We start from the raw sequence: 26,214 nt of genomic DNA on the forward strand, positions 1-26,214 counted from the left end.
GCGACCTCGGGCCGGTTCAGGGTGATCGTCGCGATCCGGTCCTTCACCTCGTACACGATGTTCACGGCGGCTCCTCAGCGTCGCGGCAGACCGAGCGCTCGATAATATCGTTCTCGTGAACTGAAACAATAGTCTCTTCAAGGCTACGGGGCCCACCCAGTAGGCTCCAATACCATTCTCCAATTTGAGCAGTACCATCACAACATGACACAGAAGGCAGATCTCAACGGCGGTCCACCCCTCGGTGAACCGACCTGGAAGCAGCGCGCCGTCGAGCGTTCCACGAGGACGATGCAGCTGCGGGCCGAGCAACGGGTGCAGCGCTTCCTGGACTCGGCCCAGGCGATCATGGCGGACAAGGGCACCACGGACTTCACCGTGCAGGAGGTCGTGGACCGTTCACGCCAGTCGCTGCGCAGCTTCTACCAGCACTTCGACGGGAAGCACGAACTGCTGCTGGCGCTCTTCGAGGACGCCCTGAGCCGGACGGCGAAACAGATCAGGGCCGCAACAGACGAAGCGGACACGCCGTCCGCGCGACTGGAGGCCGCCGTACGCCTGCTCTTCGACGGCTCCCGGCCCCACCCTGCGATGACACACCCGCTGTTCACCGACTTCGCCCCGCGGTTGCTGCTGTCACACCCCGAGGAGGTGAAGATCGCGCACGCACCCGTCCTCACGGTCCTCACCGAACTCATGACGGAGATCGACGCGGAAGGCGGTCTGCGCCCCGGCCTGAAGCCCCGCCGCGCGGCCGCGATGGTGATGCAGACAGCGATGTTCCTGGCCCAGTCCAGCGGGCCCCACGCAAGGCCGGCCTCCCACCCGCTGACCTCCGACGAGGTCTGGGCGTTCTGCTCCGGCGGGTTCGCCCGCAGCTGAGGCACGCACACCACTCAAGGGTGAGAATTCTATTCTCGTTTCCAAAGAACTATCTTACACTCGGTGCATGTCAGACCTCTGGAGCGATCTTCTCGACTGCCTCGGCCTGCGTGCGCTTCCCTCACCGCCCCCACAACCGGACACGGATGGCGCGGGCACCCAGCCCTTGAGCCCCCAGTCCCCCCGCTTGGTCTTCGAAGGGCCCAACCAGCAGCTGAGTTATCACCGGCTCTTCGGCGGGCAGCTTCTGGCCCAGTTCGTGCGCGCCGTGCAACTCGCCTGTCCCGGCAAGGCCGTCAAGTCCCTCCATGTGCTGTTCCCACGGGCCGGCCGTACGGACGAGACCGTCCGGTACGAGGCGGAGCGCCTGCACGAGGGCAGCACCTTCGCCACCTGGTCGGTCGTCGCCCGGCAGCGGTCGGGCGTCGTCGCCACGGCGTCCGTGTCGATGCATTCCGCCGAGGACGGACCGGACCATCAGACCGTGGCGCCCGTTACCGCCCTCCTTCCTCCGGAGAAACGGGTGGAGCTCGGTCTGCTGCCCTGGGAGACGCGGGTGTCCGCCGATCTCGACTCCCCTGCGGCTCAGCCGCCGCAACTCGACCTGTGGATGCGCACGCCGCAGGCCGACCCCCGACTGGCCCCCGCCCTGCTCGCGTACGCCACGGACCTGACGCTCATCGGCACCGCCCTGCGCCCGCTCGAAGGCGTCAGCCAGCGGGACGCGCAACAGGCCTTCACCTCGGCGGTCACCTCGCACACCGTGTGGTTCCACCGGCCGTTCCGTACCGACGAGTGGCTGCTGCTGCGCCAGCACGCCCCGCTCCTGGCCCACGGCCGCTGCCACGGCCGCGGCGACGTGCTCACCGCCGACGGCTCCCTTGTCGCGTCGTACGCCCAGGAGGCCCTGTTGCGCTTCCGTACGGCGGATCAGCCCTCTTCCTAGCCCGGCCAACGAGGTGGGGGCACCCCGATGAGGGTGCCCCCCTTAAGTCCGGCTCGTCGTCACGAGCGCCCGGTCGCACTCAGGGCGCGGCCACCTCGATCACCACGGCCGAGCCCATGCCGCCGCCCGCACACATCGACGCGACGCCGATCCCGCCGCCCCGGCGGCGCAGTTCGTGGACGAGCGTGACGAGCATGCGCCCGCCGGTGGCGGCCACCGGGTGGCCGAGGGAGCAGCCGCTGCCGTTGACGTTGACCTTGTCCGGGTCGAGGTCGAGGAGGCGCACGGTCGCGACGCACATGGCGGCGAAGGCTTCGTTGATCTCGTACAGGTCGACGTCACCGGTCGAAAGGCCCGCGCGGGCGAGGGCCTTGGGGATCGCCTGCACGGGGGCGAGCCCGGTCTCGGCGGGGTCGACGCCGACGGACGCCCATGAACGTACGGTGGCCAGAGCGGGCAGGCCCAGCCGGCCGCTGGCGACGACCAGGGCTGCCGCGCCGTCGTTGCCGCCGCAGGCGTTGCCCGCCGTGATGCTGAACCCCTCGATCTCGGGGTGCAGCGGCTTGAGCGCGGCCAGCTTCTCCATCGTCGTGTCGCGGCGCGGGTGTTCATCGACCCTGAACAGACCGTACGGCGTGTCGACGGGGACGATCTCCGCGTCGAAGTACCCCTCGTCGATGGCGCGTACGGCGTTGCGGTGCGAGCGGAGCGCCCAGGCGTCCATGTCCTCGCGGCTCACGCCCGCCTTGACGGCGGCGTTCCAGCCGACCGTGATCGACATGTCCGCGTTGGGGGCGTCCGGCCGGTCGGGGTGGGTGGGCGGCAGCCACGGGTCCGTCCAGTCCTCGCCCTGCCGGAAACTCAGCCTGGGCGAGGTGGACGCGGAGTTGACGCCGCCCGCGATGACGACCTCGTCCATCCCGGCGCGTACGGAGCCGGCGGCGGTCTGCACGGCGGCCAGTCCGGCGGCGCAGTGCCGATTGTGGGCCAGCCCCGGTACGGAGGTCAGCCCCGCGGTGATCGCGGCGTGCCGGGCGATGACGCCTCCGCCGTACAGGCCCTCGCCGAGGACGACGTCGTCGATGCGGCCGGGCTCGATGCCCAGGCCGGCGAGGCGGTCGACGGTGGCGCGGACGACGACGTCGGCCAGGTCGTAGGCGGTGGTGTCGCGCAGCGTCCCCTTGCGGGCGGTGCCGACGGGGGTGCGCAGGGCGGACACGATGACGGCTTCGGGCGCTTCAGGCATGGGTGGTCTCCAGAGTCTCCGGGTTCTCCAGCTCGGCGAGGAGGGCGCGGCGCAGCAGCTTTCCGGTGTCGGTACGCGGCAGTTCGGGACGGAAGACGATGGCGTCGGGGGTCTTGGAGGTGCGCAGCCGCGCGTTGGCCCACTGCCGGATCTCGTCCGGGTCCCCGTCGCCGACGAGGACCGCGACGATCCGCTGCCCCCACTCCTCGTCCGGCACACCGACCACCGCCGCCTCCGTGACGCCGGGGTGGGCGACGAGGACGTCCTCGATCTCGGCGGGGGCGATGTTCTCGCCGCCGCGGATGATGGTGTCGTCGGCCCGCCCCTCGATGAACAGGTAGCCCTCGCCGTCCAGGCGGCCCCGGTCGCGGGTGGGGAACCAGCCTCCCCCACTCTCGGCTTCGCTCGAGCGGGAGGTACCCCCATCGTCCAGGGCGCTGCGCCCCAAGTACTCGCCGGAGATCTGCTCCCCGCGCACGAACACCAGGCCGGTCTCGCCGGCTTCGCAGGGCTCGTCGTCCTCCGTGCGCACGGCGATCTCGACGCCGGGCAGGGCGCGCCCCACGGAGGTGAGCCGGTCGCGTACGGCGGGGTCGTCGGAGGCGAGAGCGGCGCGGTGGTCATCGGGGCCGAGGACCGCGATCGAGGATGCGGTCTCCGTCAGACCGTACGCGTTGACGAAGTCCGTTGCCGGAAAGGCCCGCAGCGCCTTCTCGACGACGCTCCTCGGGGTGCGGGCGCCTCCGTAGGCGAGGCTGCGCAGGGTCGGCGTTCCGGCGTCGCCGCCGTCGGGCACCCGGTCGACGATGCGCGCCAGCATGGTCGGCACCAGCATCGCGTGGGTGACACGCTCCCGGCGCACGGTGGCGATCCACTCCTCCGCGTCGAACGCGGGCAGGTAGACGACGCGGCGGCCGGTGTAGAGGTTGGACAGCAGGTTCGTCAGCCCGGCCACGTGGTACGGCGGAACCGCCACCAGCGCCGCATCGCCCTCGGCCGCCGAGCCGAACTCCATGGTGTTCAGCACATAGGCGAGCAGGTGCTTGTGGCGCAGGAGGGCCGCCTTGGGAGCGGCGGTCGTACCGCTGGTGTAGAGGATGACGGCGACGGCGTCCTGGTCCCACGGTGCCGCTTCCTGCTCCGCGGCGGGGTCCGGCTCGGCCGAGCCGTCCACCAATGCGTCGCAGTCGTCGGGGCCGAGGACCAGAGCTCCGGGATGTCGTCCCGCTATCTCCTCCAACTGTTCATTGCCCAAGCGGTAGTTGAGGGGCACGAAGGGAACGCCCGCCAGCGCCGCACCGAACAGCGCCACGGGATAGGCGAGGTGGTTGACCCCGCGGTAGAGGACGGCGGGCGCCTCACGGAAGCGCCCGGCTGCGCGGCGGGCGAGACCCAGGAGTTCGGCAGCTGTCAGCGACCCGCCGTCCCGTGTCACCGCCGCCCGCTCGCCGCCCGAAGCAGCCATCTCGAGAATCATCGATATATTCATGAGAGTGCTATTCTCAGGTCCGAAGAGCGGGACTTTCAAGAGTGGGGAGCGTAGATGCAGATCACCGGGAGCTCCGCGATCGTGGTGGGCGGTGCCGGCGGCCTCGGAGAGGCGACCGTGCGCCGGCTGCACGCGGCAGGGGCGAAGGTCGTGGCTGCCGACCTCGCCGACGACAAGGGCAAGGCGCTTGAGCAGGAACTGGGCATCCGCTACGTACGGACGGACGCCACCAGCGAGGAGAGTGTGCAGGCGGCGATCGCGGAGGCCGAGTCCGCCGGTCCGCTGCGGATCGTGGTGGACGTGCACGGCGGCCCCGCAAGCGGCGGGCGCCTGGTCGGCAAGGACGGCAGCCCGCTCGGCCTCGACGGCTTCCGCACGACCATCGACTTCTACCTCACGGCCGTCTTCAACGTGATGCGGCTGGGCGCCGCCGCGATGGCCCGGCAGGAGCCCCTGGACGGCGGTTCGCGCGGCGTCATCGTCACCACCGCCTCCATCGCCGCGTTCGAGGGCCAGATCGGCCAGATCCCCTACGCCGCCGCCAAGGGCGGTGTGGCGAGCATGACGCTGGTCGCCGCGCGCGACCTGTCGCCGCTCGGCATCCGGGTCGTCGGCGTCGCGCCTGGCACGTTCCTCACCCCGGCCTACGGTCAGGCGGGCGACAAGCTGGAGGCCTACTGGGGGCCGCAGGTCCCGCACCCCCGGCGCATGGGCCGCCCCACCGAGTACGCCGAGCTCGTCCACCACCTCTGCGAGAACGACTACCTCAACGGAGAGGTCATCCGCCTGGACGGAGCCCTCCGTTTCCCGCCCAAGTAACCACCGGCGGGCGACCGTTGTACGACCGCAGCCGGAAGCCGAGAGAGAGGCAGGGGCCAGGGATGCGATCACAGGACGGTACGGAGGCCCGGCCGCCGTACCGCGTCGTCCAGTGGGCCACCGGGAACATCGGCAGCCGGACGCTGCGGGCCACCATCCAGCATCCGCAGCTGGAACTGGCCGGGGTGTACGTGCACACCCCGGCCAAAGCGGGTCGTGACGCCGGAGACCTGTGCGGTCTGCCTCCCGTCGGAGTCGCCGCCACCGACGACATCGAGGAGATCCTGGCGCTCGGCGCCGACTGCGTGCTCTACACGCCTCGCGAGCTGGACGTCGACGTACTGTGCCGGCTGCTCGCGTCCGGCACCGACGTGGTGACGACCCGGACCGACTTCCACCACCGCGACAGGCTCGAGCCGGACTTGCGCGAACCGGTCGAAGCCGCGTGCCGCAAGGGCGGGTCCTCCCTGCACAGCACAGGGAGCAGCCCCGGGTTCATCACCGAGGCCGTACCGCTGGTGCTCAGCTCGATCCAACGGCGGCTGGACAGCCTGCTGATCGAGGAGTACGCCGACCTGTCCCGGCGCGACTCCCCCGCGCTCCTCTTCGAGGTGATGGGTTTCGGCAGGCCCCCGGCGGAGTTCGACGCCGGGCGGGTGGAGAGTCTGGGCGCCAGTTTCGGGCCGTCGCTGCGACTGGTCGCCGACACCCTCGGCGTCCGGCTCGACGGGATCGAGGCGACCGGGGAAGCCGCCTGCGCACGCAGCCGCATGCGGATCGCCGCCGGCACCGTCGAGCCCGGGACCGTCGCCGCACAGCGGGTCACCGTGGCGGCCATGCGGGACGGCCGCCCGCTGCTGCGCTTCCGCGCCAACTGGTACTGCGGCACCGACCTCGACCGCGACTGGGACCTTCGCAGCACCGGCTGGCATGTCACGTTGGACGGGGACGCACCCCTCGACATCGACATCCGCTTCCCGGTCACGCTGGAGAGGCTGGCGGCGGTCTCCCCGTCGTACACCGCCAATCGCGCCGTGAACGCCGTCCCCTACGTCTGCCAGGCGCCCCCGGGCATCCGGACCACGGCCGACCTCCCGCAGATCGTCGCCGTACTCGGCTGATGCCCCGCGGTGCACTCGCCTTCGGAGAGTGAGTATGGACATGGAACACGCGAAGCACGTTGCCGCCCCGACGAGAGACGTCGCGGCGGTGCCCCAGCCATGAAGGCCGAAGACCAGTTCCATCTCGGCATCGTCGCGGAGGACTTCGAAGCGACCATGGCCGGTCTCTCGTCCCTGTTCGGTTACGAATGGGGTGACGAGGTCGGCGGGCCGATCCCGGTCACGCTGCCCACCGGTGACACCGTCCTCGATCTCAGATGCGCGTACTCGGTGACATCACCCCGGCTGGAGATCGTCCGGAGCATCCCGGGGACCATGTGGGAACCGGCGGCCGGAACAGGCATCCATCACGTCGGCTACTGGTCCGACGACGTGGCGGCGGACTCCGCCGAGCTCGTACGCCACGGCTTCGTGATCGAGGCGGCCCGGACGGGGCCCGACGGCACCCCGTTCTTCACGTTCCACCGGAGCCAGAACGGGTTTCGGGTCGAGCTGGTGACCCGAGCTGCGCAGCCCGGGCTGCAGCAGTGCTGGGCCGTCCCCAAGGGCACGGCATGACGTCGACTCCGTGCCGACCGCGACGATCTGACGGGAGAAATCCATGACGACTGTGGGCATCGCGACCGGCGGCGGCCGCGGGATGGGGCTTGCCTGCGCGCAACGGCTCACCGGCATGGTCGACACGGTGCTGCTCGTGGACCGGGACGAGGCATCCGTGACCGCCGCAGCCAAGGAACTGTCGACGGCGGATCGCGGAGCCGTCGTCGAACCCTTCGTCCTCGACATCACCGACGGGGACGGCCTGGCCCGGCTTGCCGCCCGCGTCCGCGAACTCGGCACGCTGCGGGCCGTCGCCCACGCCGCGGGCATCTCCCCGACCATGGCCGACTGGCGTCGCATCTTCACCGTCGACCTCGTCGGAACCGCGATGCTCGCCGAGGCACTCCGTCCGCTCGCCACCACCGGGACGGCGATGGTGTGCTTCGCCTCGATGGCACCGCTGCTCGACACCGCCGAGCCGGACCCCGCCGCCGTCGCGGCCCTGGACGCCCCGCTCGACGAGCACTTCCTGGACCGGATCCACGACGCCCTCGGTCCGGCCGTCGAGAACACAGGAGTGGCGTACTCGTGGGCCAAGCGCGGCGTACACCGCTTCGTACAGCAGGAGGCGGTACGGCTCGGGCCGCTCGGAGCACGCGTCTGCTCGGTCTCCCCCGGTGTCATCGACACACCCCAGGGCCGGCAGGAGGCAGCGAGCCACCCATCCATGGAGATGCTCGTGCAGCGCACGCCGCTCGGGCGCCCGGGACGCCCCGAGGAGGTCGCGGCCGTGGTCGCCTTCGCGCTGTCGGACGAGGCCGGCTTCCTGAGCGGCGTCGACCTCCTCGTCGACGGCGGCGTGTGCGCGGCGCTGCACGGTCCTGCCGGTCGGCGGTAACCGGCACACACGGCGGCACCACCTGCAGGAGTACGACGAGACTCGGCAAGGAGGACACATGGCTGCGCGACGAGTGGTGACCGGCCGTGCCGGCGACGGAAAGGGACACGTCGTCAGCGACGGTCCGGCTCCATGCGTGCTGACGACCGAAGGCCGGCCCGGCTTCCAGACGGTCTGCGTATGGGCGACGGATGCGGTGCCGCGTGTGCCCAACGCCGGAGCCGACCCGACCCGGGTGGAGCAGAAGTTCTTCCCCGGACCCGAAGGATCGCGGTTCCTGATCAACGTCTTCCCCCCGGGCTTCGGCACCGGCTCCGGTGTGTTCATGCACGCCACCTCGACGGTGGACTACGTGGTGGTGGTCACCGGTGAGGTCACGCTGGTCCTGGACTCCGGCGAGGAGGTGACGCTGCGCGCCGCCGACACCGTGGTGCAGAACGGCACCGTGCACGGCTGGCGCAACCCGTCGGACGAGCCCGCGGTCGTCGCGTTCACGGTTCTGGGCGCCCAAGGAGAGGATCAGTGACAGCGGAGCGGATGACACCGAGCCGGTACGCCGTTCAGACGCCGGACAAGCCGGCCATCGTCATGGGCTCGAGCGGCGATGTGGTGACCTATGCGCAGCTGGAGGAGCGGTCCGTACGGTTCGCCCGGGCGCTGCGCTCGCGCGGCCTGGCGGTCGGCGACCACATCGCCATCCTCATGGAGAACAACCGCGCGTATCTGGAGGTCGCCTGGGCGGCGCAGCGCTCGGGCCTGCACTACACGGCGCTCAACAGCCATCTCCGCGCGGCCGAGGTGCAGTACGTCCTCGACGACTGCGGCGCGGCCGCGCTCGTGACCAGCGAGGCGATGGCCGGCGTCGTCGCGGGCCTGGACCTCTCGCGCATTCCGGTGCGGGTGGTGGCGGCCGGCGAACTCGCGGGATTCGAGGCGTACGAGAACGTGCTGGCCGGGGAGTCCGCGGCGCCGCTCGCGGACGAGTGCGAGGGCCGCGAGATGCTGTACTCGTCGGGCACGACCGGCCGGCCGAAGGGCGTGCGCAAGCAGTTGCCCGGCACGCCGCTCGGCGACCCGTCATCGGCTCCGGTGCAGATCGCGCAGGGCATGTTCACGCTGGGCGCCGGGGCGGACTCGGTGTATCTGTCGACCGCCCCGCTGTATCACAGCGCGCCGCTCGTCTTCTCGATGTCGATGCACCGGCTCGGTGCGACGGTCGTCGTGATGGAGAGGTTCGACGCCCGCCGGTGTCTCGAGTTGATCGAGCGTCACCGGGTGACGCATGCCCAGTTCGTGCCGACGATGTTCGTCAGGCTGCTGCGGCTGCCCCAGGAGGAGCGCGAGCGGTACGACCTGTCGAGCCTGCGCAATGTCGAGCACGGGGCGGCGCCGTGCCCTGTGGCGGTGAAGCGCCAGATGATCGACTGGTTGGGGCTGATCATCCACGAGTACTACTCCGGCACCGAGGACGTCGGCTTCACGTCCATCGAGGCGGAGGAGTGGCTGGCCCACCCCGGTTCCGTCGGCCGGCCGAGGCAGGAATGCCACATCGTCGGTGAGGACGGCGAGGAACTGCCGACGGGTCACCCCGGCCTCGTGTACTTCGCGGGGGGCCGCCCGTTCCAGTACCACAACGATCCCGGCAAGACGGCGTCGATCACCACCGACAAGGGGTGGCGGACCCTCGGGGACATCGGATACCTCGACGAGGACGGCTACCTCTATCTCACCGACCGCCAAGCCAACATGATCATCTCTGGCGGTGTGAACATCTATCCGCAGGAGGCGGAGAACGTGCTCGCCGCTCACCCCGCCGTCGCCGACGTCGCCGTGATCGGTGTGCCCGACGACGAGATGGGCGAGGCGGTCAGAGCCATCGTGCAACTCGCCGACCTTGCCGCCGCCGGTACGGACCTCGAAGCGGAGCTGCTCACCTACTGCCGTAAGGAGCTCGCGACCTACAAGTGCCCGCGCGCCGTGGACTTCGTCGACACACTGCCCCGCGACCCCAACGGCAAGCTCTACAAACGGTTCCTTGGCCGCTAGTCGGGACGCAGGCTCCGGAGAAACAGCTGCACCGCGCTGCGCGTGTGGCGTTCCTGCTCGGCCGCGTCGGGCACGATGCCGAAGGACGCGTGGCGTGCGGGTACGCCCGAGACCATCCCGAGGAAGTGCCCGGCGAGCATCTCCGGGTCGTCGGCGACGATCGCGCCCGTGGCCGCATGCCGCTTCAGCAGGTCGACCACGAGCTGCCGGCGCGGCCAGAACCCGGCGCCGTACACCTGGCGGGCGATCTCGGGAAAGCGCGCCGCATGGGCGACCGCGAGCTGCCCGAGCTTGATCATCGACGGGTCGAGCGTCCGGCGCACGGAGACCTCCGCGATGGCGGTCAACGCCCCTTCGAGGTCGTCCAGGTCCGGTGCCGGCGGCTCGGGAAAGGGCCAGTCGGTGCGCTGGACCGCCCATGCGAGGACGGAGCTGAAGACGGCCTCCTTGCCAGGGAAGCGGGCGTACAGCGAGGCCTTGGTGGTGCCGGCCTCCTTGGCGATGGCGTCCATCGTGGTGCCGTCGTAGCCGTGCTCCAGGAACAGCTGGAGGGCGCGTTCGCGGACGTTCCGGTCCAGCTGCCTGGCCTGTTCCACAGTGGGCCGGCCACCGCGGCGAGGCGGTGTGCCACCCGGGCTCGGGCTGGATCGGGTCGGCGAGGTCACCCGCCGAAGTCTGCCAGAGCCGAACCCTGGAGCAAAAACTAGACTCAACAGTATAGTTATGTTCAGGCGATCCCAGGGACGACTGGAGGCGCAATGTCGGTGACGACCCATCAGCGGGAGACGATCGAGCGACTGGACGCCCGTTTCCAGCAACGGCGCGGGCAGGTGCCCGTGTTGGAGCGGCGGGCCGAGGCTGAGGGCATCAAGGCGATCCGGGCACGCGAGGACATGATCCCGCTGCTCTTCCCCCATACGACCTACAAGAGCTACCCGGAGCCGCTCATCACGAAGGGGCGCTGGGCGCAGCTGAACCGCTGGCTCGACTCGCTGTCGACCTACCGGGTCACCGACGTCGACGTGTCCGGCGTCGAGGACATCGACGGCTGGATCGAACGACTCGAGTCGGCCGGGCATCTGGTGTCGAGCTCCAGCGGCACGAGCGGCAAGAGCTCGTTCCTGAACAAGACCCGGCGCGACCGCGAGGCCACGCAGCAGAACCAGATGGCCTGCCTGGCCGAGGCCGGCATCCCCGCGGAGCCCACCTGGCACGTCATCCCCGTGGGGCCGGAGACCGGCCTGAGCGCGCACAACGCCGCCCGCGAGATGCTCATCGCCGCCTACGGGCGCCCCGACGCGATCCCCGTGCCGCGCACCGAGGCCCGCAAGGACCACTACCGCTACATGACCCGCCTCGCCGCGATCCGCAAGGCCATCGCGGACGGGACCGCCGAACCGGACGAGGTGGCGGAGGTCGAGGCCGCCGGCGCCCAGCGGCAGAGGCAGACCGAGGAACGCCTGCACCACTTCGCGGAGCACATCCTCAAGCGGCGCGGAGAGCGGATCTTCTTCAACTCCATGACCGCGCCGCTGTTCCGGCTGTGCGAGATCCTGAAGGAGTCGGGCGCGTCGGAAGGCGACATCACCGGAGAGAACGCGCTGATGACCGGCGGAGGCCTGAAAGGCAACACGCTGCCGCCGGACTACCAGACGCAGATCTACCGCATGCTGAACATCACGCCTGCCCGGCACCTGCAGTACTACTCGATGCAGGAACTGAACCTGCGCAACCCCAAGTGCCTAGAAGGGCGTTACCACGTGCCGGACGAGCTCGTCCTGTTCGTGCTCGACAAGGACGGCGAGTCGCTGGCGCCGGAGTCCGACGGTCAGGTCGAGGGCCGCGCCGCGTTCTTCGACCTCACCGTCGACGGGCGGTGGGGCGGGACGATCAGCGGAGACAAGATCCTCGTCGATCTCCGCGCCTGCCCGTGCGGCCGGCCGGGTCAGACCGTCTTCCCCGAGATCACCCGGTACTCCGACCTGCGCGACGACGACAAGATCACCTGCGCCGGCACCATCGACGCGTACGTCCGCGGCTTCGTCCAGGACTGAGCGGAGGACTCATGAGCACGGCAACCACGCACGCGCCCACCGGCGCGAAGATCCGGGTGCCGCACTTCGTGCGGGGCCGCCTCGTCTGGGGCGAGGACACCGAGTACCTGTCGCGCGACTTCGGCGTTCCGTTCGTCACCCCGCGGCTGCAGTTGAACGAGCTGTTCGTGCCACGCACCCAGCTGGGGCCGGCCTTCGACGTGCCGGTGGCGGAGATCATCGACTTCCTGGTCGAGACCGCGCAGCACCTCACGCTGGAGAAGAACGCATACCTGCAGGAGTCGCTCGAGATGACCGTGCAGGTAAGTGCCCTGCCGCGGCGCATCATCGAGAACACCTTCCGCCGGCCGGGGCAGTTCCTGACGAGGGAGGCGCTGGAGTACCGCCTCGAGCGCACCTTCGGCGGCCCAGAGGCCCTGGACGGCTGGGTCGAGCGCACCGACCCGAACGGCCGCGTGAACCGCGTCCGCGCCTTCCCGCCGCGGCTCGTCCACATGCTCGCCGGAAACTCCCCCAGCGCGGCCATGACGTCGATCGCCGACGCCGCGCTGGTCAAGGCGGTCAACGTGTTCAAGATGCCGTCCGCCGACCCGTTCACCACCGTCGCGGTGCTGCGCACCATGGCCGACATCGCGCCCGACCACCCCGTGCTGCGGTCGATGTCCGCCGTGTACTGGCGCGGCGGCGACGCGCAGGTCGAAGGGGTGCTCTACCGCTCCCAGTACTTCGACAAGCTGGTCGCCTGGGGCGGCGGCGACGCCATCGCGAACGCCGCGAAGTACGTGGGGCCGGGCTTCCAGCTGATCTCGTTCGACCCGAAGGTGTCGATGTCGGTCATCGGCAGGGAGGCCTTCGCGTCGGAGCAGACGCTGCAGGAGGTGGCCGAGCTGGCGGCCATGGACGCCACCGTCTTCAACCAGGACGCGTGCCTCGCCGCCCGCCATATCTGCGTCGAGGGCGACATCGAGCAGGCCGACCGCTTCTGCGCCCTGCTCTGCGAACGGCTCGGGGTCGACCGGGAGTTCGCCTCGGCGGTCGGTCCGAAGCCCGCGAGCGACATCCGCGAGGCGGTGGACGGCCTGCGGTTCCTCGAGCCCGACTACCGGATCTGGGGTGACTACGACGGCCGCGGCCTCGTGGTGCGCTCGCCGGAACCGGTCGACTTCCACCCCACGAACAAGACCGTCAACGTCGTGCCGGTCGCCTCGATGCTCGACGCCACCGAGTTCGCCACGGTGGCGACACAGACGGTCGGCGTCTACCCCTCGCACCGCAAGGCGGAGCTCCGCGACCGCCTCGCCACCGCCGGCGTACAGCGCGTCGTGAAGCTCGGCAGCGCCCTCACCGGCAGCATGGGCACGCCGCACGACGCCATGTATCCGCTGCACCGGTTCGTCAACTGGGTGGTGGACGATGACGCATGACACAGCCGAGGGCGGCCCCATGCGGCTGCGCGTGCTCGGCCGATCCGGTCTGCGCGTCAGCGAACTGTGCCTGGGCACGATGACGTTCGGCACCGCATGGGGATTCGGCGCGGAGGAAGCGACGTGCCGGGAGATCTACGCCGCGTACCGCGAGGCCGGCGGCAACTTCCTGGACACCGCCGACGTCTACACCGAGGGCGCGAGCGAGACGATCACCGGGCGCCTGATCGCGGCGGAACGCGACGCCGTCGTGCTCGGCACCAAGTACACACTGCCGACCGACAAGAACGACCCCAATTCCGGCGGCAACCACCGGAAGAACCTGCGGCGCAGCGTCGAGGCGAGCCTGCGCCGCCTGGGCACGGACCACGTGGACGTACTGTGGGTGCACGCCTGGGACCAGTGCACGCCGGCCGAGGAGACACTGCGGGCGCTCGACGATCTCGTACGCGCCGGCAAGGTGCTGGCCATCGGGGTGAGCAACACGCCCGCATGGGTGATCGCCCGCTCCGACGCCATCGCCGAACTGCGCGGCTGGAGCTCCTTCTGCGCCCTGCAGCTCGAGTACTCGCTGGCCGCCCGCACGCCCGATCGCGAGCTCCTGCCCATGGCGCGCGCGCTCGGACTCGCGATGTCCGCGTGGAGCCCCCTCGCGCGGGGCCACCTGGTCCGGAAGTCTGCGCAGGGCGATGCCGAGCGGCTGTCCCCACCGCTGCAACGGGCTCGGGACACCGCTGCCGAGATCGCCGCTGAGCTCGGCAGGACGTCCGCGCAAGTCGCCCTCTCCTGGGTTCTGCATCAGGGCCTCATGCCGGTGATCGGCGCACGCACCCTGACGCAGATCCGCGACAACCTCGCCGCGGTGAGCGTCCGGCTCGAGGCATCGCAGCTCGAACGACTCGACGCCGCCACGCGCGTCCGTCCCGGCTACCCGTACGACTTCCTGCAGAGGCACAGCGCCTCCCTTTCGCTCCCTGCGTAAGCGTCCGCAGCTCGTCTCGCTTCAGCGGGGAGCGGTCTTCGGCTCGCCGTCGCGGCCATGCTCGTCGTTGCCACCCCTCGTGACGGTGACGGCGAGCAAGGCCATGTCGTCGTCCGCGCCGCCGCTCCCGGTGTGCCGGTACACGTCGTCGACCACGGCGTTCAGCACCGTGTCGGGGCCGGCGAAGCGGCGGCCTGCGAGGGCGGTGAGCGGGTCGTAGAAGACCCCGGCGCGGTCGCGGGCCTCGGTGACGCCGTCCGTGTACAGCAGCAGGGTGGCGCCTTCGGGGAAGGGCGCCGAGTCCACCGCGACCCGGCCCGGGTCGGCGTCCAGCACCGCCAGGCCGAGCGGCAGCGCCGCCCTGGACGGCTCGGCGGCCAGGACCACACCGTCCGGCAGCAGCACGAGCGGCGGGGGGTGGCCGCGATTGACCAGTCTGACCTCGTCGCCGGACGGCGCGAACTCGGCAAGGAGGGCGGTGATGAAACCCTCGGTCCGGTCCAGGCTCGGCCGGGACTCGAGCTCACGGGCCAGGGTGCGCTCCAGTCTCCGCCAGACTCCGTCCAGCGTCGGTTCGTCCTCAGCGGCCTCACGGAACGCCCCGAGGACGATGGAGACCGCCTCGACCGCGCCCAGGCCCTTCCCCCGGACGTCGCCGATGATGCAGCGCAGCCCCTGCCCGGTGCTCTGGACGGCGTACAGATCTCCGCCGATCTGTGCCTCCTTGAGCGCGGCCTCGTAGCGTACGGCGATACGGAACCGCCCTATGCGGCTACGGGGGCGCGGCAGTACGGCGTTCTGCACGGTCGTGGCGATCTCGCGCGCCGAACGCAGCCCGACGTCACGGCGGTACAGCACCCGATTGATCACCACGGCCATGATCGCAACGGCCACGACCGACGCCAGCTCCGTCAGCCCGCCCTCCAGCTCGTGCGGCAGGTAGCCGAAACGGGTCAGCACAGCGGCGTCGACCGCACATGCGGCGATGCCGGTCAGCACGGTTCCCCACAGCGACATCAGCGGGGCCGCGATGATGGGCGCGATCGAGTAGAAGGCGGTCGCGCTGAACTTCGCCGGGGTCAGCACGTCCAGCAGGCCGCCGCCGACGAGCAGGACGCCGGGCAGCAGCCGGGCGCGGCGTACGAGGCCGCTTCCCACGTCGGTGCGGGGCTCACCAGCACTCGCCACGTCCGTGCTCCCGTCGTCAGGGCTGTCGCCTCAGACTTGCCGGGACCCCGCGTTCCGGCCAGCGGTGCACCCCCCGTGAGTGAATCGATTACGCCGCAGCCACACCCGGTACGAGGAGTGCCGACGGCGCGTAGGGTGCCCGGATGATCGAAATGCCGGAGGCGTTCGCGAGGAGCACTGTCGGGCGCGAAGGAGAACCCGGAGCGGTGTGGCTCGGCGAACTGCCCGGGATCGTGGAGGAGCTGCTGGAGCGCTGGGGGTGCGTCCCGGACGGCGAGGTCAGGCACGGGGGCGTCGGGGTGATCGTCCCGGTGCGACGGCGCGCCGAAGGGACCGCTGTGCTGAAGGTGTCGTTTCCGCATCCCGGCAACGTCCATGAGCCGGACGCGCTCGCGGCGTGGGGCGGGCGTGGCGCTGTGCTGCTGTACGAGCGCGACGACGACCGGTTCGCGATGCTGCTCGAGCGGGCCCGGACCTCGACCCTCGCGGAGCTCGAAGACGGTGACGAGGTCGTGGCGGTCGCGGGCCGGATCAGTCGCCGGCTTGCCGTCCCCGCGCCGCCGGGCCTGCCCCGGCTGCGGGAGCAGGCCGGCGCCTGGGAGGAGCAGCTCCGCGAGGATGCCGGGGAGCTGACGCACACACTGTCGCCCTACGTGCTGGACGCCGCCGTGGCGACCGTCCGCGAGCTGGGCGGCGTCCAGCCGGACATCCTCATCCACGGCGACCTCCACGCCGGGAACATCCTGCGTTCCGTCCGTGAGCCATGGCTGGCCGTCGACCCCAAGGGATACGCAGGAGACCCCGCCTACGACGGAGGCACGCTGCTCAAGTCGCGCGCTCTGCGGCTCCTCGAAGCGGACGACCTGCACAAGGCCGTCCACCGGACTCTGGACGTGTTCGCCGAGGCAGCGGAGCTCGATCGCGAACGGGTCCGGCGCTGGGCCCAGTTCCATGCCGTCCGGGCCGCGTTCTGGGGCCGCCGCCACGGATTCCGTGTCGCCCGCAGTGGACCACGATTGGACCGGCTCACCGAGTTCGCGGACGTCGTGGCGGAGTTGCTCGCCGAAGCCGTGGCTCCGGGACGGCGGGGCGGCGTCAGTTCAGCAGTGCCGTCATGAATGTCTCGCGCTGATCCGCCAGCCAGGACTGCAAGCGGTCCCAGCGTTCCCAGCCGCCGCGCTCCTCCAGCGCCTGGACGTAGACGGCCTCACCGTCGGCCACGCGCCTGGCGACGAAGGCCCGGCAGGTCTCGGTGGCCTGTTCGATGACGCCGGGCAGCTCGAGGCGTTCCCGCGGTGTGAGGCCGTAGCTGTCGGCGAGCAGCCGCAGTCGTGCCTGCCGGTCCAGCCCTGACGGATAGGAGGCGTTTTCGGACGCGGGGTCGGTCATCGGCACCCAGTAGAGGGCGGTCATCGCGACGTCCCAGAGGGGACGGCCGGGAGCCGCGAAGTCGAAGTCGATGAGGGCGGTGGCACGGCCGTCGTGGAAGACGACGTTCTCCGGGCACACGTCGTTGTGGCACAGCATCGTCCCTCCCTCCGGGTCGGCCAGATCCCGCGGCCAGTCGGCGGAGGCGTCGAACCCGACGGCCGCGCTCGCCTCGTGCAGACGCCGCAGCAGGCTTCCCACCGATTCCAGAGCGGTCGCTGTCATCGCCCAGCGCGGAAACGGCGGCAGGGCCACATCGCCGGGGACGAAGGTCAGCTGCTCACGGCCGTCCGCCATGAGGCCGACCGGGGAGGGAACCGCGTCGAAGCCGTGCTGTCTCAGCGCGGTGAGATGGGCATGGACAGCTCGCGCGTTCCGTGGCGCGGGCCGCTCCACCAGGGCGCCTCGGCGGAGGACCGCGCCTGCGTTCACCATGCCGCCTGCCAGCGCTTCGCCGTCCGCCCCCGCGCTCTGCTCCGTCATGCCGAGCACGCTACCGCCGTCCGGCACCGGTCACGGCCCCGGCGGCTGCTCTTACCTCGGTGGCTCCTGCCGTTCGGCGCAGAGCAGGTCGAGGGTGAGCGCAGCGGTCCAGGAGAAATTGAACGTGCCGCGGCCCTCGCCGCTGTACGGGTCGATGTACTCGGAGAACCGGGAGGCCGCTGCCGCGTTCAGGAAGGACGAGCGCAGCGAGTCCGCCCGTCCCGCGCGTTTGTGCACGCGCAGTGCGCGCTCGATGAGCCAGGCGGTGTTGAACCAGGCGGGGCCGCGCCAGTACCGCGTACGGTCGAAGGCGTGACCGGCCAGGTCGTAGCTGGGCACCAGGTCGGTGGCACGGGCGTGGAAGTGGGGGCTCGACAGGCTCCGCAGGAGCTGCTCGACGATGTCGCCCGGCAGGCCGGGGACGATGAGCGGGATCAGTCCCGCCACACTGCGCTCGGGGATCAGTTCTCCGGCGACCAGGTCCCGGACGAGGAACATGCCGGTCTCCGCGTCCCACAGACGTGCCACGAGGGCGTCCGTGAGCCGTTCGGCGCGGGCGGTGTGGACGGCGGGGTCGGCGCCCACGGCGGCGGCGATGCGCGCGAGGGCCAGTTCACTGACGATGAGGAGGGAGTTGGCCGCGGGGTCCTCGACGGCGAAGTGGTGCACGGCGGCGTCGTCGTAACCGTGGTCGCGGTAGTCGAGGGCGAGCCGTACGTACCGGCCGTAGTCGAGGTCGGTGGGCCGGTCGGCGGCGGTTCCGTGGGCGAGGTCCGCGCGCCGGAAGGTACCCGGGGCGGCCGGTTCGACGCGGGCGAGTGGGCTGTCCCAGCAGGGGCTGTTGTCCATGCCCGCTTCCCAGGGATGCACCATCGCCGTGAGGCCCGCTCCCGCCAGGTCGCGCCGGCTGAGCAGATAGCGGTGCCAGGCGCAGAGCCGCGGATACACGCGTGCGAGGAAACCCCGGCGCCCGGACCCCAACGGGTCCGCCCGGTGCACGAGCCAGGCAGCCAGGGCGTGGACGGGCGGCTGGACGATGCCCGAGGTCTCGAGCGCGGCCGGAGCGCCGGCCGCCTTTCCGGCGCGAGAGGACTGCCAGAAGTCCGGGCTCGGGAAGTACGCGCCCAGCGGGAGGACGGGGTTGAAGACGATGTGCGGGATCCGGCCGTCGCCCCACTGGGCCGCGAGCAGCGTCTCCAGTTCGCGCTGTGCGCGGCGTACGGAAAGGTGCCGCAGCCCGATCGCGATGAAGGCCGAGTCCCAGCTCCACTGGTGCGGGTACAGGCCGCGCGACGGGACGGTGGAGGCGCCCGTCCAGTTGTCGAGCAGGACCTGCGCCGCACAGCGCCACAGTGCCGGATGCCCGGAGACGGTGGGTGCGGGTGGGCCCGCGAGCGTCCTCACGCGACAGACCTCGGCCCAGGGCACCGACACCCCGTCAGTTCTGCTGCCCCTGGGCCTCTTGAGTGGCCGCTGAACTGCACTACCCGCTCCACGAAACGCTCCGGAGAGTTTGGGGATACACCGGTTACGTCGAGAATATCCACAACTTATGCCTTGTCAACAAGCAAAAGTGGGTGCTGTGATGCGTTCCCAGTAGACGAAAGTCGGCGATGGGGACACGCGCATGCGCATGAGGGCCCGGCGGTCGAAGGCGACCGCAGCCGGTCTGGCGGCAGCACTGGCGATCGGAATGCTGACGGGATGTTCGGGCAGGACCGGTCCCGGCGCACCGGACCGCGAGATCACCGTGTGGTCGCTGGAGAATCTGCCGCCGCGCGTCGCCGCGACGCAGAAGATCGTCGACCGGTTCGAGAAGCAGACCGGCATCGAGGTTCACCTGGTGGGAGTAGCCGAAGGGCAGCTGCCCCAGCTCATCATGTCGGCGGCCGCGTCCGGCCGGCTGCCCGACGTCGTCGGCGCGCTCCCCCTGGGCCCGGCCTGGCAGATGTACAGCAACGGCCTGCTCGACACCGAGATCCCGGGACAGATCGTCGACGAACTCGGCAAGGACACCTTCACCGCCAACGCCCTGGAGCTCACCTCCGACGGCGGCACCCGCCTCGGTGTCCCCTCCGACGCCTGGCTGCAGCTGCTCGTCTACCGCAAGGACCAGCTCGACAAGGCCGGTCTCGCGGTCCCGGACACATACGACAGGCTCCTGAAAGCCGCCAAGGGCCTCGACATCCAAGGTCGTGACGGCATGTCGGCCGCCACCGACCCGGGGGACGTCTTCACCCAGCAGAGCTTCGAGAACCTGGCGCTGGCCGACGACTGCCGGCTGGTCGACGGGCAGCACGACGTCGCCCTCACCTCCCCGCAGTGCGAGACCGCCTTCACGACGTACGACACGCTCGCCCGTGACTACGGCCCGCCGGGCACCCAGACCGTGGACTCCACCCGGGCCACCTACTTCGCCGGCAAGTCGTCAATGATCATCTGGTCGTCGTTCCTCCTCGACGAACTGGCGGGGCTGCGCAAGGACGCCCTGCCCAGCTGCCCGCAGTGCAAGGAGGACCCTGGGTTCCTCGCCCGCAACAGCGGGATCGTCACCGCGCTCAAGGGTCCGGACGCCGAGGAGCCCGCGCAGTTCGGCGAGATCACGTCCTGGGTCGCCACCAAGACCGCCGAGACCGACGCGTCACGGCAGTTCATCGAGTACATGATGGGCGGCGGATACGAGGACTGGTTCGGCATGGCACCGGAAGGCAAGATCCCGGTCCGGCGCGGCACCGCCGACGCCCCGGACAGGTATCTGGACGCCTGGCGCTCCAGCAGGATGGGCGTCGACACCCTCAAGCCCATGAACGAGGTCTTCTCCGACCAGTTGCTCGACCAGCTCGCCGACGGCGTCGGCAACATGCGCCGCTGGGGCATCGAGCAGGGCGAGGGGGCACTGGTGGGCGCCATCAGCGGCGAACTGCCCGTGCCCAAGGCCGTCGCCGCGATGACGAGCGGTCAGATATCGCCCGCCGAGGCGGCCCGTGCATCCGACGACGAGGTCACCGCCCTGCAGAAGTCGCTCCAGTAGCCCTCCAGTAGTCCCTCCCGTAGCCCGGCCGCCCCTGACAGAGGTCTTCGATGATGAGCACCGTGCAGTCCGGCGCGGCGGAGCGCCGCCCAGTTCCAGGCCACCGGCCCGAGTCGGCCCGGCCACCGCTACGGCGCCGCCCGCTCACCGCGAGCCGCCGCGAGAACCGAGCCGGTCTCGCCTTCGTCACCCCCACGTTCGTCGTCGTCCTCGTGGTGGTCGTCCTGCCCATCCTGTGGACGGTCCTGCTGGCCTTCCAGAAGGCCAAGCTCATCGACATCCAGGGCATGGGGCTGTTCGGCGACTGGTCCCTCGACAACTTCTCGCTCGTCTTCGGTTCGGCCGGCTTCTGGTCCAGCCTGACCACCACCCTCGCGTACACCGCGGGAGGCACGGCGGGTTCGGTGCTGCTCGGCCTCGTCGCCGCCCTCGCCCTGCGCAGGCCCTTCCGCGGCCGTGGTCTGCTGCGCGGCGCCATGCTGCTGCCCTACGTCGCTCCCGTGGTGGCCGTCGCGTTCGTCTGGAAGGTGGCGCTCAGCCCGCAGTACGGCATCGTCAACGACTGGGGCCGCCGGCTCTTCGGCTGGGACGAACCGCTGGCCTTCCTGTCCACCCGTCAGTACGAAGTGGCCTTGTTCGGCCGGCACTTCGACATCCCGCTGGCCCTGCTCACCGTCATCGCCTTCGAGTGCTGGCGCTACTTCCCTTTCGCGTTCCTGTTCATCCTGGCTCGTCTGCAGGCCGTGCCGGAGGGTCTTGAGGAGGCCGCGAAGGTCGACGGCGCCACGCCCCTGCAGCGTTTCCGGCACATCGTGCTGCCGCAACTGATGCCGGTGATCGCACTGCTGTGCGTGCTGCGGGGCATCATGACGTTCAACAAGTTCGACGACGTCTATCTGCTCACCGGCGGAGGCGCCGGCACGGACGTCGCGGCGGTGCGGGTCTACGACTTCCTCACCGCCCGCTACGACATCGGCGCCGCCGCCGCGCAGGCCCTCGTCCTGGCCGCCGTCCTCATGGTCCTGCTGGGCCTCTACTTCACGTTCTTCGGCAAGAAGGTGCAGGAGGAGTCGTCATGATGCCGCGCCCGTCCATGACGCGTCCGGCCATGACGCGCACGCAGTTCGAGGAGCGGCTGTTCGGCGCACTGCGCTGGGTGGTCATCGTCTTCCTCGCGCTGATCACCCTCGTGCCCTTCTGCTACATGCTGCTGCTGTCGGTGAAGCCCATCGACGCCCTGCTCCTCGACCCCGGATCCTTCTGGGTCTCCGCCAAGGACTTCACGCTCAGCACCTACGAGAACGTGCTCACGTCCACCGACGACGGCGGACAGGGGTTCCTGCGCCTGCTGCTCAACTCGGCCCTGGTGTCGCTGGGCACGGTCGTCCTCACACTGCTGGCGGCCGTGCCCGGCGCCTACGCCGTCAGCAGGCTGCGGTTCTTCGGCGGACGGCAGATCAGCGCACTGTTCCTCGCGGTATACCTCTTCCCCGCCACCCTGCTGGCCGTGCCGCTGTTCGTGATCTTCGCCAGGCTCGGTCTGTCGTCCAGCCTGGTGGGCCTGGCCGTCGTCTACGTTGCCCAGACGGTGCCGGTCTCCCTCTACATGCTGAAGAACTACCTGGTCACCATCCCCCGCTCCGTCGAGGAGGCCGCCGGTCTGGACGGCTGCTCGCGTCTGCAGACGATCCGCAGGATCGTCCTGCCGCTCGCCGCGCCCTCGTTGACCGCCACCGGGCTCTACGTCTTCATGATCGCCTGGAACGAGTTCCTCTTCGCTCTGCTGTTCCTTGCCGCTGATCCGGACAAGTGGACGGTGTCCCTCGGACTGGCCCAACTCGCAGGCGGCGTCGAGGTCCCCAAGACCGTACTGATGGCCGGCTCAGTGGTTTTGACCCTTCCTGTGGTACTTCTTTTCCTCACCGCCGAACGTCTGCTCACCGAGGGTCTCACCAGCGGCGCCGACAAGACCTGAGGAAACAAGGGGGTCCCCCATGCCGGCGAACCAGGCCAGTGCGGGGCATCTGCTGCGGCTCATCCGCAGTGGAGAAGCGGTCACGCGTGCCGACCTCCAGCGCGTCACTGGCCTGTCCCGGTCGACGGTGGCCCAGCGGCTGGATCTGCTGTGCGGTGCGGGCTGGCTCCGGCAGGTGGGCGGCACCTCGACCGGCGGCAGGCCCACCCAGCACCTGGCCCTCGATCCCGCCCACGGCGCGGTCATCGCGATAGACCTGGAGACACGGCACGCCCGCGCCGCCGTCCTCGATCTCGCCGGCACCGTCCTCGCCGAACACACCGCTCCGCTCCTCATCAGCGACGGTCCCGACCAGGTGCTGGACCGGCTCGGGGGCTGGTTTCCCGGGCTCATCGCCGCCGCCGGAATCGACGCGGCCAGGATCTGCGGCATCGGACTGTCCGTGCCGGGCCCGGTCGACTGGGAAACCGGCCGGGTCGTACAGCCGCCGATCATGCCCGGCTGGGACCAGTACCCCATCCGCGAACGCATGCAGGACGCCTACGCGCAGCACGTCGGCACCAGCCTGGAACCCGGGCCCGTCCCCGTGCTCGTCGACAACGACGCCACCCTCATGGCGCTCGCCGAACACCGCGCGGGCCACGCCGACTGCTCCGCCTTCGTCCTGGTCAAGGCGTCCACCGGCATCGGCGCGGGCGTCATCGTCAACTCCGAGGTGTACCGCGGCATCGACGGCAGCGCGGGCGACATCGGCCACATCCGGCTGCACGACCGCTCGGACGCCCTGTGCATGTGCGGCTCCTACGGCTGCCTGGCGGCCGTCGCCAGCGGCGGCGCGCTGGCCCAGCAGCTCTCGGCGCTCGGCATCCCCACCGCCTCCGGATCAGACGTACGGGAACTCCTCGCCAAGGGGCACCCGGACGCCATCAGACTGGCCCGGGCCGCCGGGCGGCGTGCCGGCGAAGTCCTCGTCACGGTGGTCACGCTGCTCAACCCGGGCGTGCTCGTGCTCGCCGGTGACCTCGCCGGAGTCCCCTTCATGACCGGCGTACGCGAACTGCTCTACCAGCGCGCCATGCCCCGCACCACCGCCCGTCTCCAGGTGGTCACCTCACACCTCGGCGACCGCGCCGGACTCGTCGGCGCCGCGGCCATGGTCGTCGACTTCCTCTACTCGCCCGACCGCGCCGACAGCAGGCTCGCCGCCCTCAGCCGCTGAGCCTCCCCGGCCCCACGCCGCCTTCTCGCACCGCCCTTCGCCGCAGGCGACTTATCTCCCAATGGCAGCACAACTGTTCAAGCACCTCATGAGTCAACTCTCTGAACACATCCCTAATATGAGGTGAAGAGCGTGCGAAAGAGACTTCTGGCAGCCACCGCCGTGGCTGCGCTGGCCGCTACCGGCGGCTGGGCTGTGCCCCTCGCCACTCCTGCCTTCGCCGCCGGGGCCGCCACCCCCGACGACTTCAACGGTGACGGCTACGCGGACCTGGTGGTCGCCACCCCCAAGGCGAAGGTGAACGGGCAGTCGCAGGCGGGGCAGTTGACCGTCCTGTACGGCTCGGCGTCCGGCGTGTCGACGAGCCGTTCCGCCCTGATCAGCCAGAACACCTCAGGGGTGCCCGGCACGGCGGAGGCGTACGACAAGTTCGGCACGTCCTACGCCAGCGGCGACCTCGACGGCGACGGCTACACGGACCTCGCGGTCGGCGTGCCGTCCGAGTCCTCGTCCGGTCCCGACCTCGGCATCGTCCAGATCCTGTGGGGCGGCTCCCAGGGGCTGGTCCACGGTGCGCTGACCCTGTACGGAGCCGAGGGCACGAACTCCGCCTACCTGTACGGATCCAATCTCGCGATCGGCGACTTCGACGGAGACGGCCGCGACCAGCTCGCCGTCACGGGCTACGGCGGGCTCTCGGTGTTCGACGACGGATTCACGCGGACCACGGCTCCCGCGCGGACCGAGTTGCCGACCGGTCCTTCCAACCTGTACCGCGGGACGGGGTCGGTCGTGGCGGGCGACTTCGACGGGAACGGCGCAGAGGATCTGGCCGTGTCCGGGGACAGCGACCTCGAGGACGACGACTCGAACGGCGTCTGGATCGGCTACTACGCGGGCGGCGCCGACGGCATGACGCTCACCGAGAATCCCGCGACCGTACCGCTCGACGCCGCGCACGTGCGGGCGGCGGGCGACATCGATCAGGACGGGTACGACGACCTGGTCACCTACGGATCGGGGTCCTCCTCAGCGGGCACCCTCGTCGTCCACTACGGCGGCGCCGACGGCATACCGGGCAGCTCGCGCAGCACCACGATCGACCAGGACACCGCGGGCGTCCCCGGCGTGAGCGAGTCGGGCGACGCCTTCGGTGCCAGTGCCTCGGTCGGCGACGTGACCGGCGACGGCTACGCGGACGTGGCGGTGGGCGCGCCCGGCGAGGACATCGGCAGCCTCAGCGACTCCGGAGCGGTCTGGCTGCTCAAGGGTTCGGCCTCCGGCCTGACGGGCAGCGGGGCCCAGTCCTTCTCGCAGGACACCTCGGGTGTACCAGGCGTCGCTGAGAGCTCCGACCGGTTGGGATACGACCTGCGCCTCGAGGACCTGAACCGCGACGGCCACGCGGACCTCGTCGCCGCCGCCTCCGGCGAGGACGTCTTCGACGACGATGTCCACTACGCCGATGGCGCCGACTGGGTGCTGCGCGGCAGCGACTCGGGCGTGACGACCTCCGGTGCACTGTCGTTCAGCGAGAAGGCGTTCGGCCTGACGTACCGCAACAAGTCCTTCGGATCGGGACTGGGGGGCTGACAGGGCGGGCTCGGAGGCCGACCAGACCGTCCTTCGAGCGCCGGGGAGGGGGCCACTCCGTCGTGGCTCCCTTCGCCGGGCCCTCACGGGTCAATATCGAGGCCGGCAGGGCGGGAACCGTGCCGGATCGGTGAAGTCCTGGTCGGCGTCGGGCCATCGGCGGCGCAGGAGGGCGGCGATGCGCGTTGATTGCCCGTAACCAGCCACGCAGCGACGTGGCGCGGTGGTGCGCGCAAAACGGCCGACGCTGAAAGTACGATCAACCAATGTCTGACACGACCGAAACCACGCCCGGCTGGCTGACGACCGACGAACTCGAACTCGCGCGCGCACGCATGCCGATCCTCTACGTCGAAGCGGTGCCGGTGCGAGTCGACGACAGCGGCGAAGTCATCAGCATCGGACTGCTGCTGCGCATCGGCCCCGACGGGACGGTCACCCGCACCCTCGTCTCCGGGCGGGTCATGCACCATGAACGTGTACGCGACGCCCTGCTGCGTCATCTGGAGAAGGATCTCGGCCCGGTGGCGCTGCCCCGGATCCCTGCATCCCTGCAGCCCTTCACCGTCGCCGAGTACTTCCCGACGCTAGGGATCACGCCTTTCCACGACCCCCGTCAGCACGCGGTGTCCCTCGCCTACATCGTCCCGGTGGCCGGTGACTGCCGCCCCCGGCAGGACGCCCTCGACCTTGTCTGGTTCAGTCCGCAGGAGGCATCGTCGCCGCTGGTACAGAACGAGATGCCCGGCGGCCACGGTGCCCTTCTCAAGCAGGCACTCGCGCACGTCGGCTGCCTGTCCTGAACGGATGACGCACGGTGGTCGCCGGGGAGGTCGTGCGGGCGGGTGGT

General features: G+C 70.4%; 24 protein-coding genes. 18 read left to right on the top strand and 6 right to left on the bottom strand.

Annotated features, from left to right (window positions below; genetic code table 11):
- The first annotated feature begins 204 nt into the window (after positions 1 to 204).
- Together ACWD4J_RS30360 and ACWD4J_RS30365 are read left to right on the top strand one after the other, a co-directional pair.
- Positions 205 to 882 (top strand): TetR/AcrR family transcriptional regulator, encoded by a 678-nt coding sequence (locus ACWD4J_RS30360; protein WP_451398644.1) that lies wholly within the window; start codon positions 205 to 207, stop codon positions 880 to 882.
- 67 nt (positions 883 to 949) lie between these two features.
- Positions 950 to 1,828, top strand: a complete 879-nt coding sequence (locus tag ACWD4J_RS30365; protein WP_451398645.1) for an acyl-CoA thioesterase — start codon at positions 950 to 952, stop codon at positions 1,826 to 1,828.
- Between the two features lie 79 nt (positions 1,829 to 1,907).
- Here ACWD4J_RS30365 and ACWD4J_RS30370 read toward each other — a convergent pair whose 3' ends face one another.
- Positions 1,908 to 3,074, bottom strand: coding sequence for a thiolase family protein (locus ACWD4J_RS30370; RefSeq protein WP_451398646.1), 1,167 nt, complete (start codon positions 3,072 to 3,074; stop codon positions 1,908 to 1,910).
- Complete coding sequence (locus ACWD4J_RS30375) at positions 3,067 to 4,539, bottom strand: class I adenylate-forming enzyme family protein (RefSeq protein WP_451398647.1); 1,473 nt, start codon at positions 4,537 to 4,539, stop codon at positions 3,067 to 3,069. Before ACWD4J_RS30375 ends, ACWD4J_RS30370 begins: the two co-directional genes overlap by 8 nt.
- A gap of 78 nt (positions 4,540 to 4,617) precedes the next feature.
- On the opposite strand from ACWD4J_RS30375, the gene ACWD4J_RS30380 reads away from it, so the two are divergent.
- From ACWD4J_RS30380 to ACWD4J_RS30405, 6 genes are all read left to right on the top strand, one after another.
- The gene (locus ACWD4J_RS30380) at positions 4,618 to 5,382 is read left to right on the top strand and encodes an SDR family NAD(P)-dependent oxidoreductase (protein ID WP_451398648.1); all 765 of its coding nucleotides are present in this window, start codon (positions 4,618 to 4,620) and stop codon (positions 5,380 to 5,382) included.
- A 62-nt stretch (positions 5,383 to 5,444) separates the two neighbouring features.
- Entirely contained in the window at positions 5,445 to 6,503 is a 1,059-nt protein-coding gene (locus ACWD4J_RS30385; protein WP_451398649.1) for an NAD(P)H-dependent amine dehydrogenase family protein, read from the top strand.
- Positions 6,504 to 6,602: 99 nt separating this feature from the next.
- Positions 6,603 to 7,061 (top strand): VOC family protein, encoded by a 459-nt coding sequence (locus tag ACWD4J_RS30390; RefSeq protein ID WP_451398650.1) that lies wholly within the window; start codon positions 6,603 to 6,605, stop codon positions 7,059 to 7,061.
- A 43-nt stretch (positions 7,062 to 7,104) separates the two neighbouring features.
- A complete protein-coding gene (locus ACWD4J_RS30395) occupies positions 7,105 to 7,941 on the top strand; it encodes an SDR family oxidoreductase (protein ID WP_451398651.1) in 837 nt (278 codons plus the stop codon).
- Positions 7,942 to 7,999: 58 nt separating this feature from the next.
- The gene (locus tag ACWD4J_RS30400; RefSeq protein WP_451398652.1) at positions 8,000 to 8,467 is read left to right on the top strand and encodes a cupin domain-containing protein; all 468 of its coding nucleotides are present in this window, start codon (positions 8,000 to 8,002) and stop codon (positions 8,465 to 8,467) included.
- Positions 8,464 to 9,987, top strand: coding sequence for an acyl-CoA synthetase (locus tag ACWD4J_RS30405; RefSeq protein ID WP_451398653.1), 1,524 nt, complete (start codon positions 8,464 to 8,466; stop codon positions 9,985 to 9,987). The genes ACWD4J_RS30400 and ACWD4J_RS30405 overlap by 4 nt, the downstream gene beginning before the upstream one ends.
- Here ACWD4J_RS30405 and ACWD4J_RS30410 read toward each other — a convergent pair.
- On the bottom strand, positions 9,984 to 10,583 hold the full coding sequence (locus ACWD4J_RS30410; RefSeq protein ID WP_451398654.1) for a TetR/AcrR family transcriptional regulator: 600 nt from the start codon (positions 10,581 to 10,583) through the stop codon (positions 9,984 to 9,986). The two genes, ACWD4J_RS30405 and ACWD4J_RS30410, sit on opposite strands and share 4 nt — an antisense overlap.
- Positions 10,584 to 10,745: 162 nt before the next feature.
- Here ACWD4J_RS30410 and ACWD4J_RS30415 point away from each other — a divergent pair, with 162 nt between their 5' ends.
- From ACWD4J_RS30415 to ACWD4J_RS30425, 3 genes are read left to right on the top strand one after another with little or no spacing between them, the layout of a single operon-like run.
- Positions 10,746 to 12,041: a hypothetical protein gene (locus ACWD4J_RS30415; RefSeq protein WP_451398655.1), complete on the top strand. Its 1,296-nt coding sequence runs from the start codon at positions 10,746 to 10,748 to the stop codon at positions 12,039 to 12,041.
- 11 nt (positions 12,042 to 12,052) lie between these two features.
- On the top strand, positions 12,053 to 13,465 hold the full coding sequence (locus tag ACWD4J_RS30420; RefSeq protein WP_451398656.1) for an acyl-CoA reductase: 1,413 nt from the start codon (positions 12,053 to 12,055) through the stop codon (positions 13,463 to 13,465).
- Complete coding sequence (locus ACWD4J_RS30425; RefSeq protein ID WP_451398657.1) at positions 13,455 to 14,447, top strand: aldo/keto reductase; 993 nt, start codon at positions 13,455 to 13,457, stop codon at positions 14,445 to 14,447. Before ACWD4J_RS30420 ends, ACWD4J_RS30425 begins: the two co-directional genes overlap by 11 nt.
- A gap of 21 nt (positions 14,448 to 14,468) precedes the next feature.
- On the opposite strand, the gene ACWD4J_RS30430 is transcribed toward ACWD4J_RS30425, so the two are convergent.
- A complete protein-coding gene (locus ACWD4J_RS30430) occupies positions 14,469 to 15,635 on the bottom strand; it encodes a PP2C family protein-serine/threonine phosphatase (protein ID WP_451398658.1) in 1,167 nt (388 codons plus the stop codon).
- Between the two features lie 143 nt (positions 15,636 to 15,778).
- Here ACWD4J_RS30430 and ACWD4J_RS30435 point away from each other — a divergent pair, with 143 nt between their 5' ends.
- Positions 15,779 to 16,753, top strand: coding sequence for an aminoglycoside phosphotransferase family protein (locus ACWD4J_RS30435; protein WP_451398659.1), 975 nt, complete (start codon positions 15,779 to 15,781; stop codon positions 16,751 to 16,753).
- Here ACWD4J_RS30435 and ACWD4J_RS30440 read toward each other — a convergent pair.
- Together ACWD4J_RS30440 and ACWD4J_RS30445 are read right to left on the bottom strand one after the other, a co-directional pair.
- Entirely contained in the window at positions 16,731 to 17,546 is an 816-nt protein-coding gene (locus tag ACWD4J_RS30440; protein WP_451398660.1) for a phosphotransferase, read from the bottom strand. The genes ACWD4J_RS30435 and ACWD4J_RS30440 overlap by 23 nt on opposite strands.
- 51 nt (positions 17,547 to 17,597) lie before the next feature.
- On the bottom strand, positions 17,598 to 18,950 hold the full coding sequence (locus ACWD4J_RS30445; protein ID WP_451398661.1) for an MGH1-like glycoside hydrolase domain-containing protein: 1,353 nt from the start codon (positions 18,948 to 18,950) through the stop codon (positions 17,598 to 17,600).
- 223 nt (positions 18,951 to 19,173) lie between these two features.
- On the opposite strand from ACWD4J_RS30445, the gene ACWD4J_RS30450 reads away from it, so the two are divergent.
- The 6 genes from ACWD4J_RS30450 to ACWD4J_RS30475 all read left to right on the top strand — a co-directional run bounded on the left by ACWD4J_RS30450 (position 19,174) and on the right by ACWD4J_RS30475 (position 26,167).
- Positions 19,174 to 20,577 carry an ABC transporter substrate-binding protein gene (locus ACWD4J_RS30450; RefSeq protein WP_451398662.1) on the top strand — a complete coding sequence of 468 codons (1,404 nt, stop codon included), beginning with the start codon at positions 19,174 to 19,176 and terminating at the stop codon, positions 20,575 to 20,577.
- A 53-nt stretch (positions 20,578 to 20,630) separates the two neighbouring features.
- The gene (locus ACWD4J_RS30455; protein WP_451398663.1) at positions 20,631 to 21,656 is read left to right on the top strand and encodes a carbohydrate ABC transporter permease; all 1,026 of its coding nucleotides are present in this window, start codon (positions 20,631 to 20,633) and stop codon (positions 21,654 to 21,656) included.
- A 29-nt stretch (positions 21,657 to 21,685) separates the two neighbouring features.
- Positions 21,686 to 22,552, top strand: a complete 867-nt coding sequence (locus tag ACWD4J_RS30460) for a carbohydrate ABC transporter permease (RefSeq protein WP_451398737.1) — start codon at positions 21,686 to 21,688, stop codon at positions 22,550 to 22,552.
- Positions 22,553 to 22,571: 19 nt separating this feature from the next.
- A complete protein-coding gene (locus tag ACWD4J_RS30465) occupies positions 22,572 to 23,771 on the top strand; it encodes an ROK family protein (RefSeq protein WP_451398664.1) in 1,200 nt (399 codons plus the stop codon).
- 132 nt (positions 23,772 to 23,903) lie between these two features.
- Positions 23,904 to 25,364, top strand: coding sequence for an FG-GAP-like repeat-containing protein (locus ACWD4J_RS30470; protein ID WP_451398665.1), 1,461 nt, complete (start codon positions 23,904 to 23,906; stop codon positions 25,362 to 25,364).
- A gap of 266 nt (positions 25,365 to 25,630) precedes the next feature.
- A complete protein-coding gene (locus ACWD4J_RS30475) occupies positions 25,631 to 26,167 on the top strand; it encodes an NUDIX hydrolase family protein (protein WP_451398666.1) in 537 nt (178 codons plus the stop codon).
- Positions 26,168 to 26,214 lie beyond the last annotated feature (47 nt).

It is taken from the genome of Streptomyces sp. NPDC002577 (assembly GCF_053594815.1).

What these genes read in the sequence shown, in the direction of transcription:
- ACWD4J_RS30360 (WP_451398644.1), top strand. Translation starts at nt 205, where the DNA reads ATGACACAGAAGGCAGATCTCAACGGCGGTCCACCCCTCGGTGAACCG.
- ACWD4J_RS30420 (WP_451398656.1), top strand. Translation starts at nt 12,053, where the DNA reads ATGAGCACGGCAACCACGCACGCGCCCACCGGCGCGAAGATCCGGGTG.
- ACWD4J_RS30390 (WP_451398650.1), top strand. Translation starts at nt 6,603, where the DNA reads ATGAAGGCCGAAGACCAGTTCCATCTCGGCATCGTCGCGGAGGACTTC.
- ACWD4J_RS30440 (WP_451398660.1), bottom strand. Translation starts at nt 17,546, where the DNA reads ATGACGGAGCAGAGCGCGGGGGCGGACGGCGAAGCGCTGGCAGGCGGC.
- ACWD4J_RS30370 (WP_451398646.1), bottom strand. Translation starts at nt 3,074, where the DNA reads ATGCCTGAAGCGCCCGAAGCCGTCATCGTGTCCGCCCTGCGCACCCCC.
- ACWD4J_RS30460 (WP_451398737.1), top strand. Translation starts at nt 21,686, where the DNA reads ATGACGCGCACGCAGTTCGAGGAGCGGCTGTTCGGCGCACTGCGCTGG.
- ACWD4J_RS30415 (WP_451398655.1), top strand. Translation starts at nt 10,746, where the DNA reads ATGTCGGTGACGACCCATCAGCGGGAGACGATCGAGCGACTGGACGCC.
- ACWD4J_RS30450 (WP_451398662.1), top strand. Translation starts at nt 19,174, where the DNA reads ATGCGCATGAGGGCCCGGCGGTCGAAGGCGACCGCAGCCGGTCTGGCG.
- ACWD4J_RS30435 (WP_451398659.1), top strand. Translation starts at nt 15,779, where the DNA reads ATGATCGAAATGCCGGAGGCGTTCGCGAGGAGCACTGTCGGGCGCGAA.
- ACWD4J_RS30475 (WP_451398666.1), top strand. Translation starts at nt 25,631, where the DNA reads ATGTCTGACACGACCGAAACCACGCCCGGCTGGCTGACGACCGACGAA.
- ACWD4J_RS30395 (WP_451398651.1), top strand. Translation starts at nt 7,105, where the DNA reads ATGACGACTGTGGGCATCGCGACCGGCGGCGGCCGCGGGATGGGGCTT.
- ACWD4J_RS30385 (WP_451398649.1), top strand. Translation starts at nt 5,445, where the DNA reads ATGCGATCACAGGACGGTACGGAGGCCCGGCCGCCGTACCGCGTCGTC.
- ACWD4J_RS30375 (WP_451398647.1), bottom strand. Translation starts at nt 4,539, where the DNA reads ATGGCTGCTTCGGGCGGCGAGCGGGCGGCGGTGACACGGGACGGCGGG.
- ACWD4J_RS30380 (WP_451398648.1), top strand. Translation starts at nt 4,618, where the DNA reads ATGCAGATCACCGGGAGCTCCGCGATCGTGGTGGGCGGTGCCGGCGGC.
- ACWD4J_RS30425 (WP_451398657.1), top strand. Translation starts at nt 13,455, where the DNA reads ATGACGCATGACACAGCCGAGGGCGGCCCCATGCGGCTGCGCGTGCTC.
- ACWD4J_RS30365 (WP_451398645.1), top strand. Translation starts at nt 950, where the DNA reads ATGTCAGACCTCTGGAGCGATCTTCTCGACTGCCTCGGCCTGCGTGCG.
- ACWD4J_RS30465 (WP_451398664.1), top strand. Translation starts at nt 22,572, where the DNA reads ATGCCGGCGAACCAGGCCAGTGCGGGGCATCTGCTGCGGCTCATCCGC.
- ACWD4J_RS30455 (WP_451398663.1), top strand. Translation starts at nt 20,631, where the DNA reads ATGAGCACCGTGCAGTCCGGCGCGGCGGAGCGCCGCCCAGTTCCAGGC.
- ACWD4J_RS30400 (WP_451398652.1), top strand. Translation starts at nt 8,000, where the DNA reads ATGGCTGCGCGACGAGTGGTGACCGGCCGTGCCGGCGACGGAAAGGGA.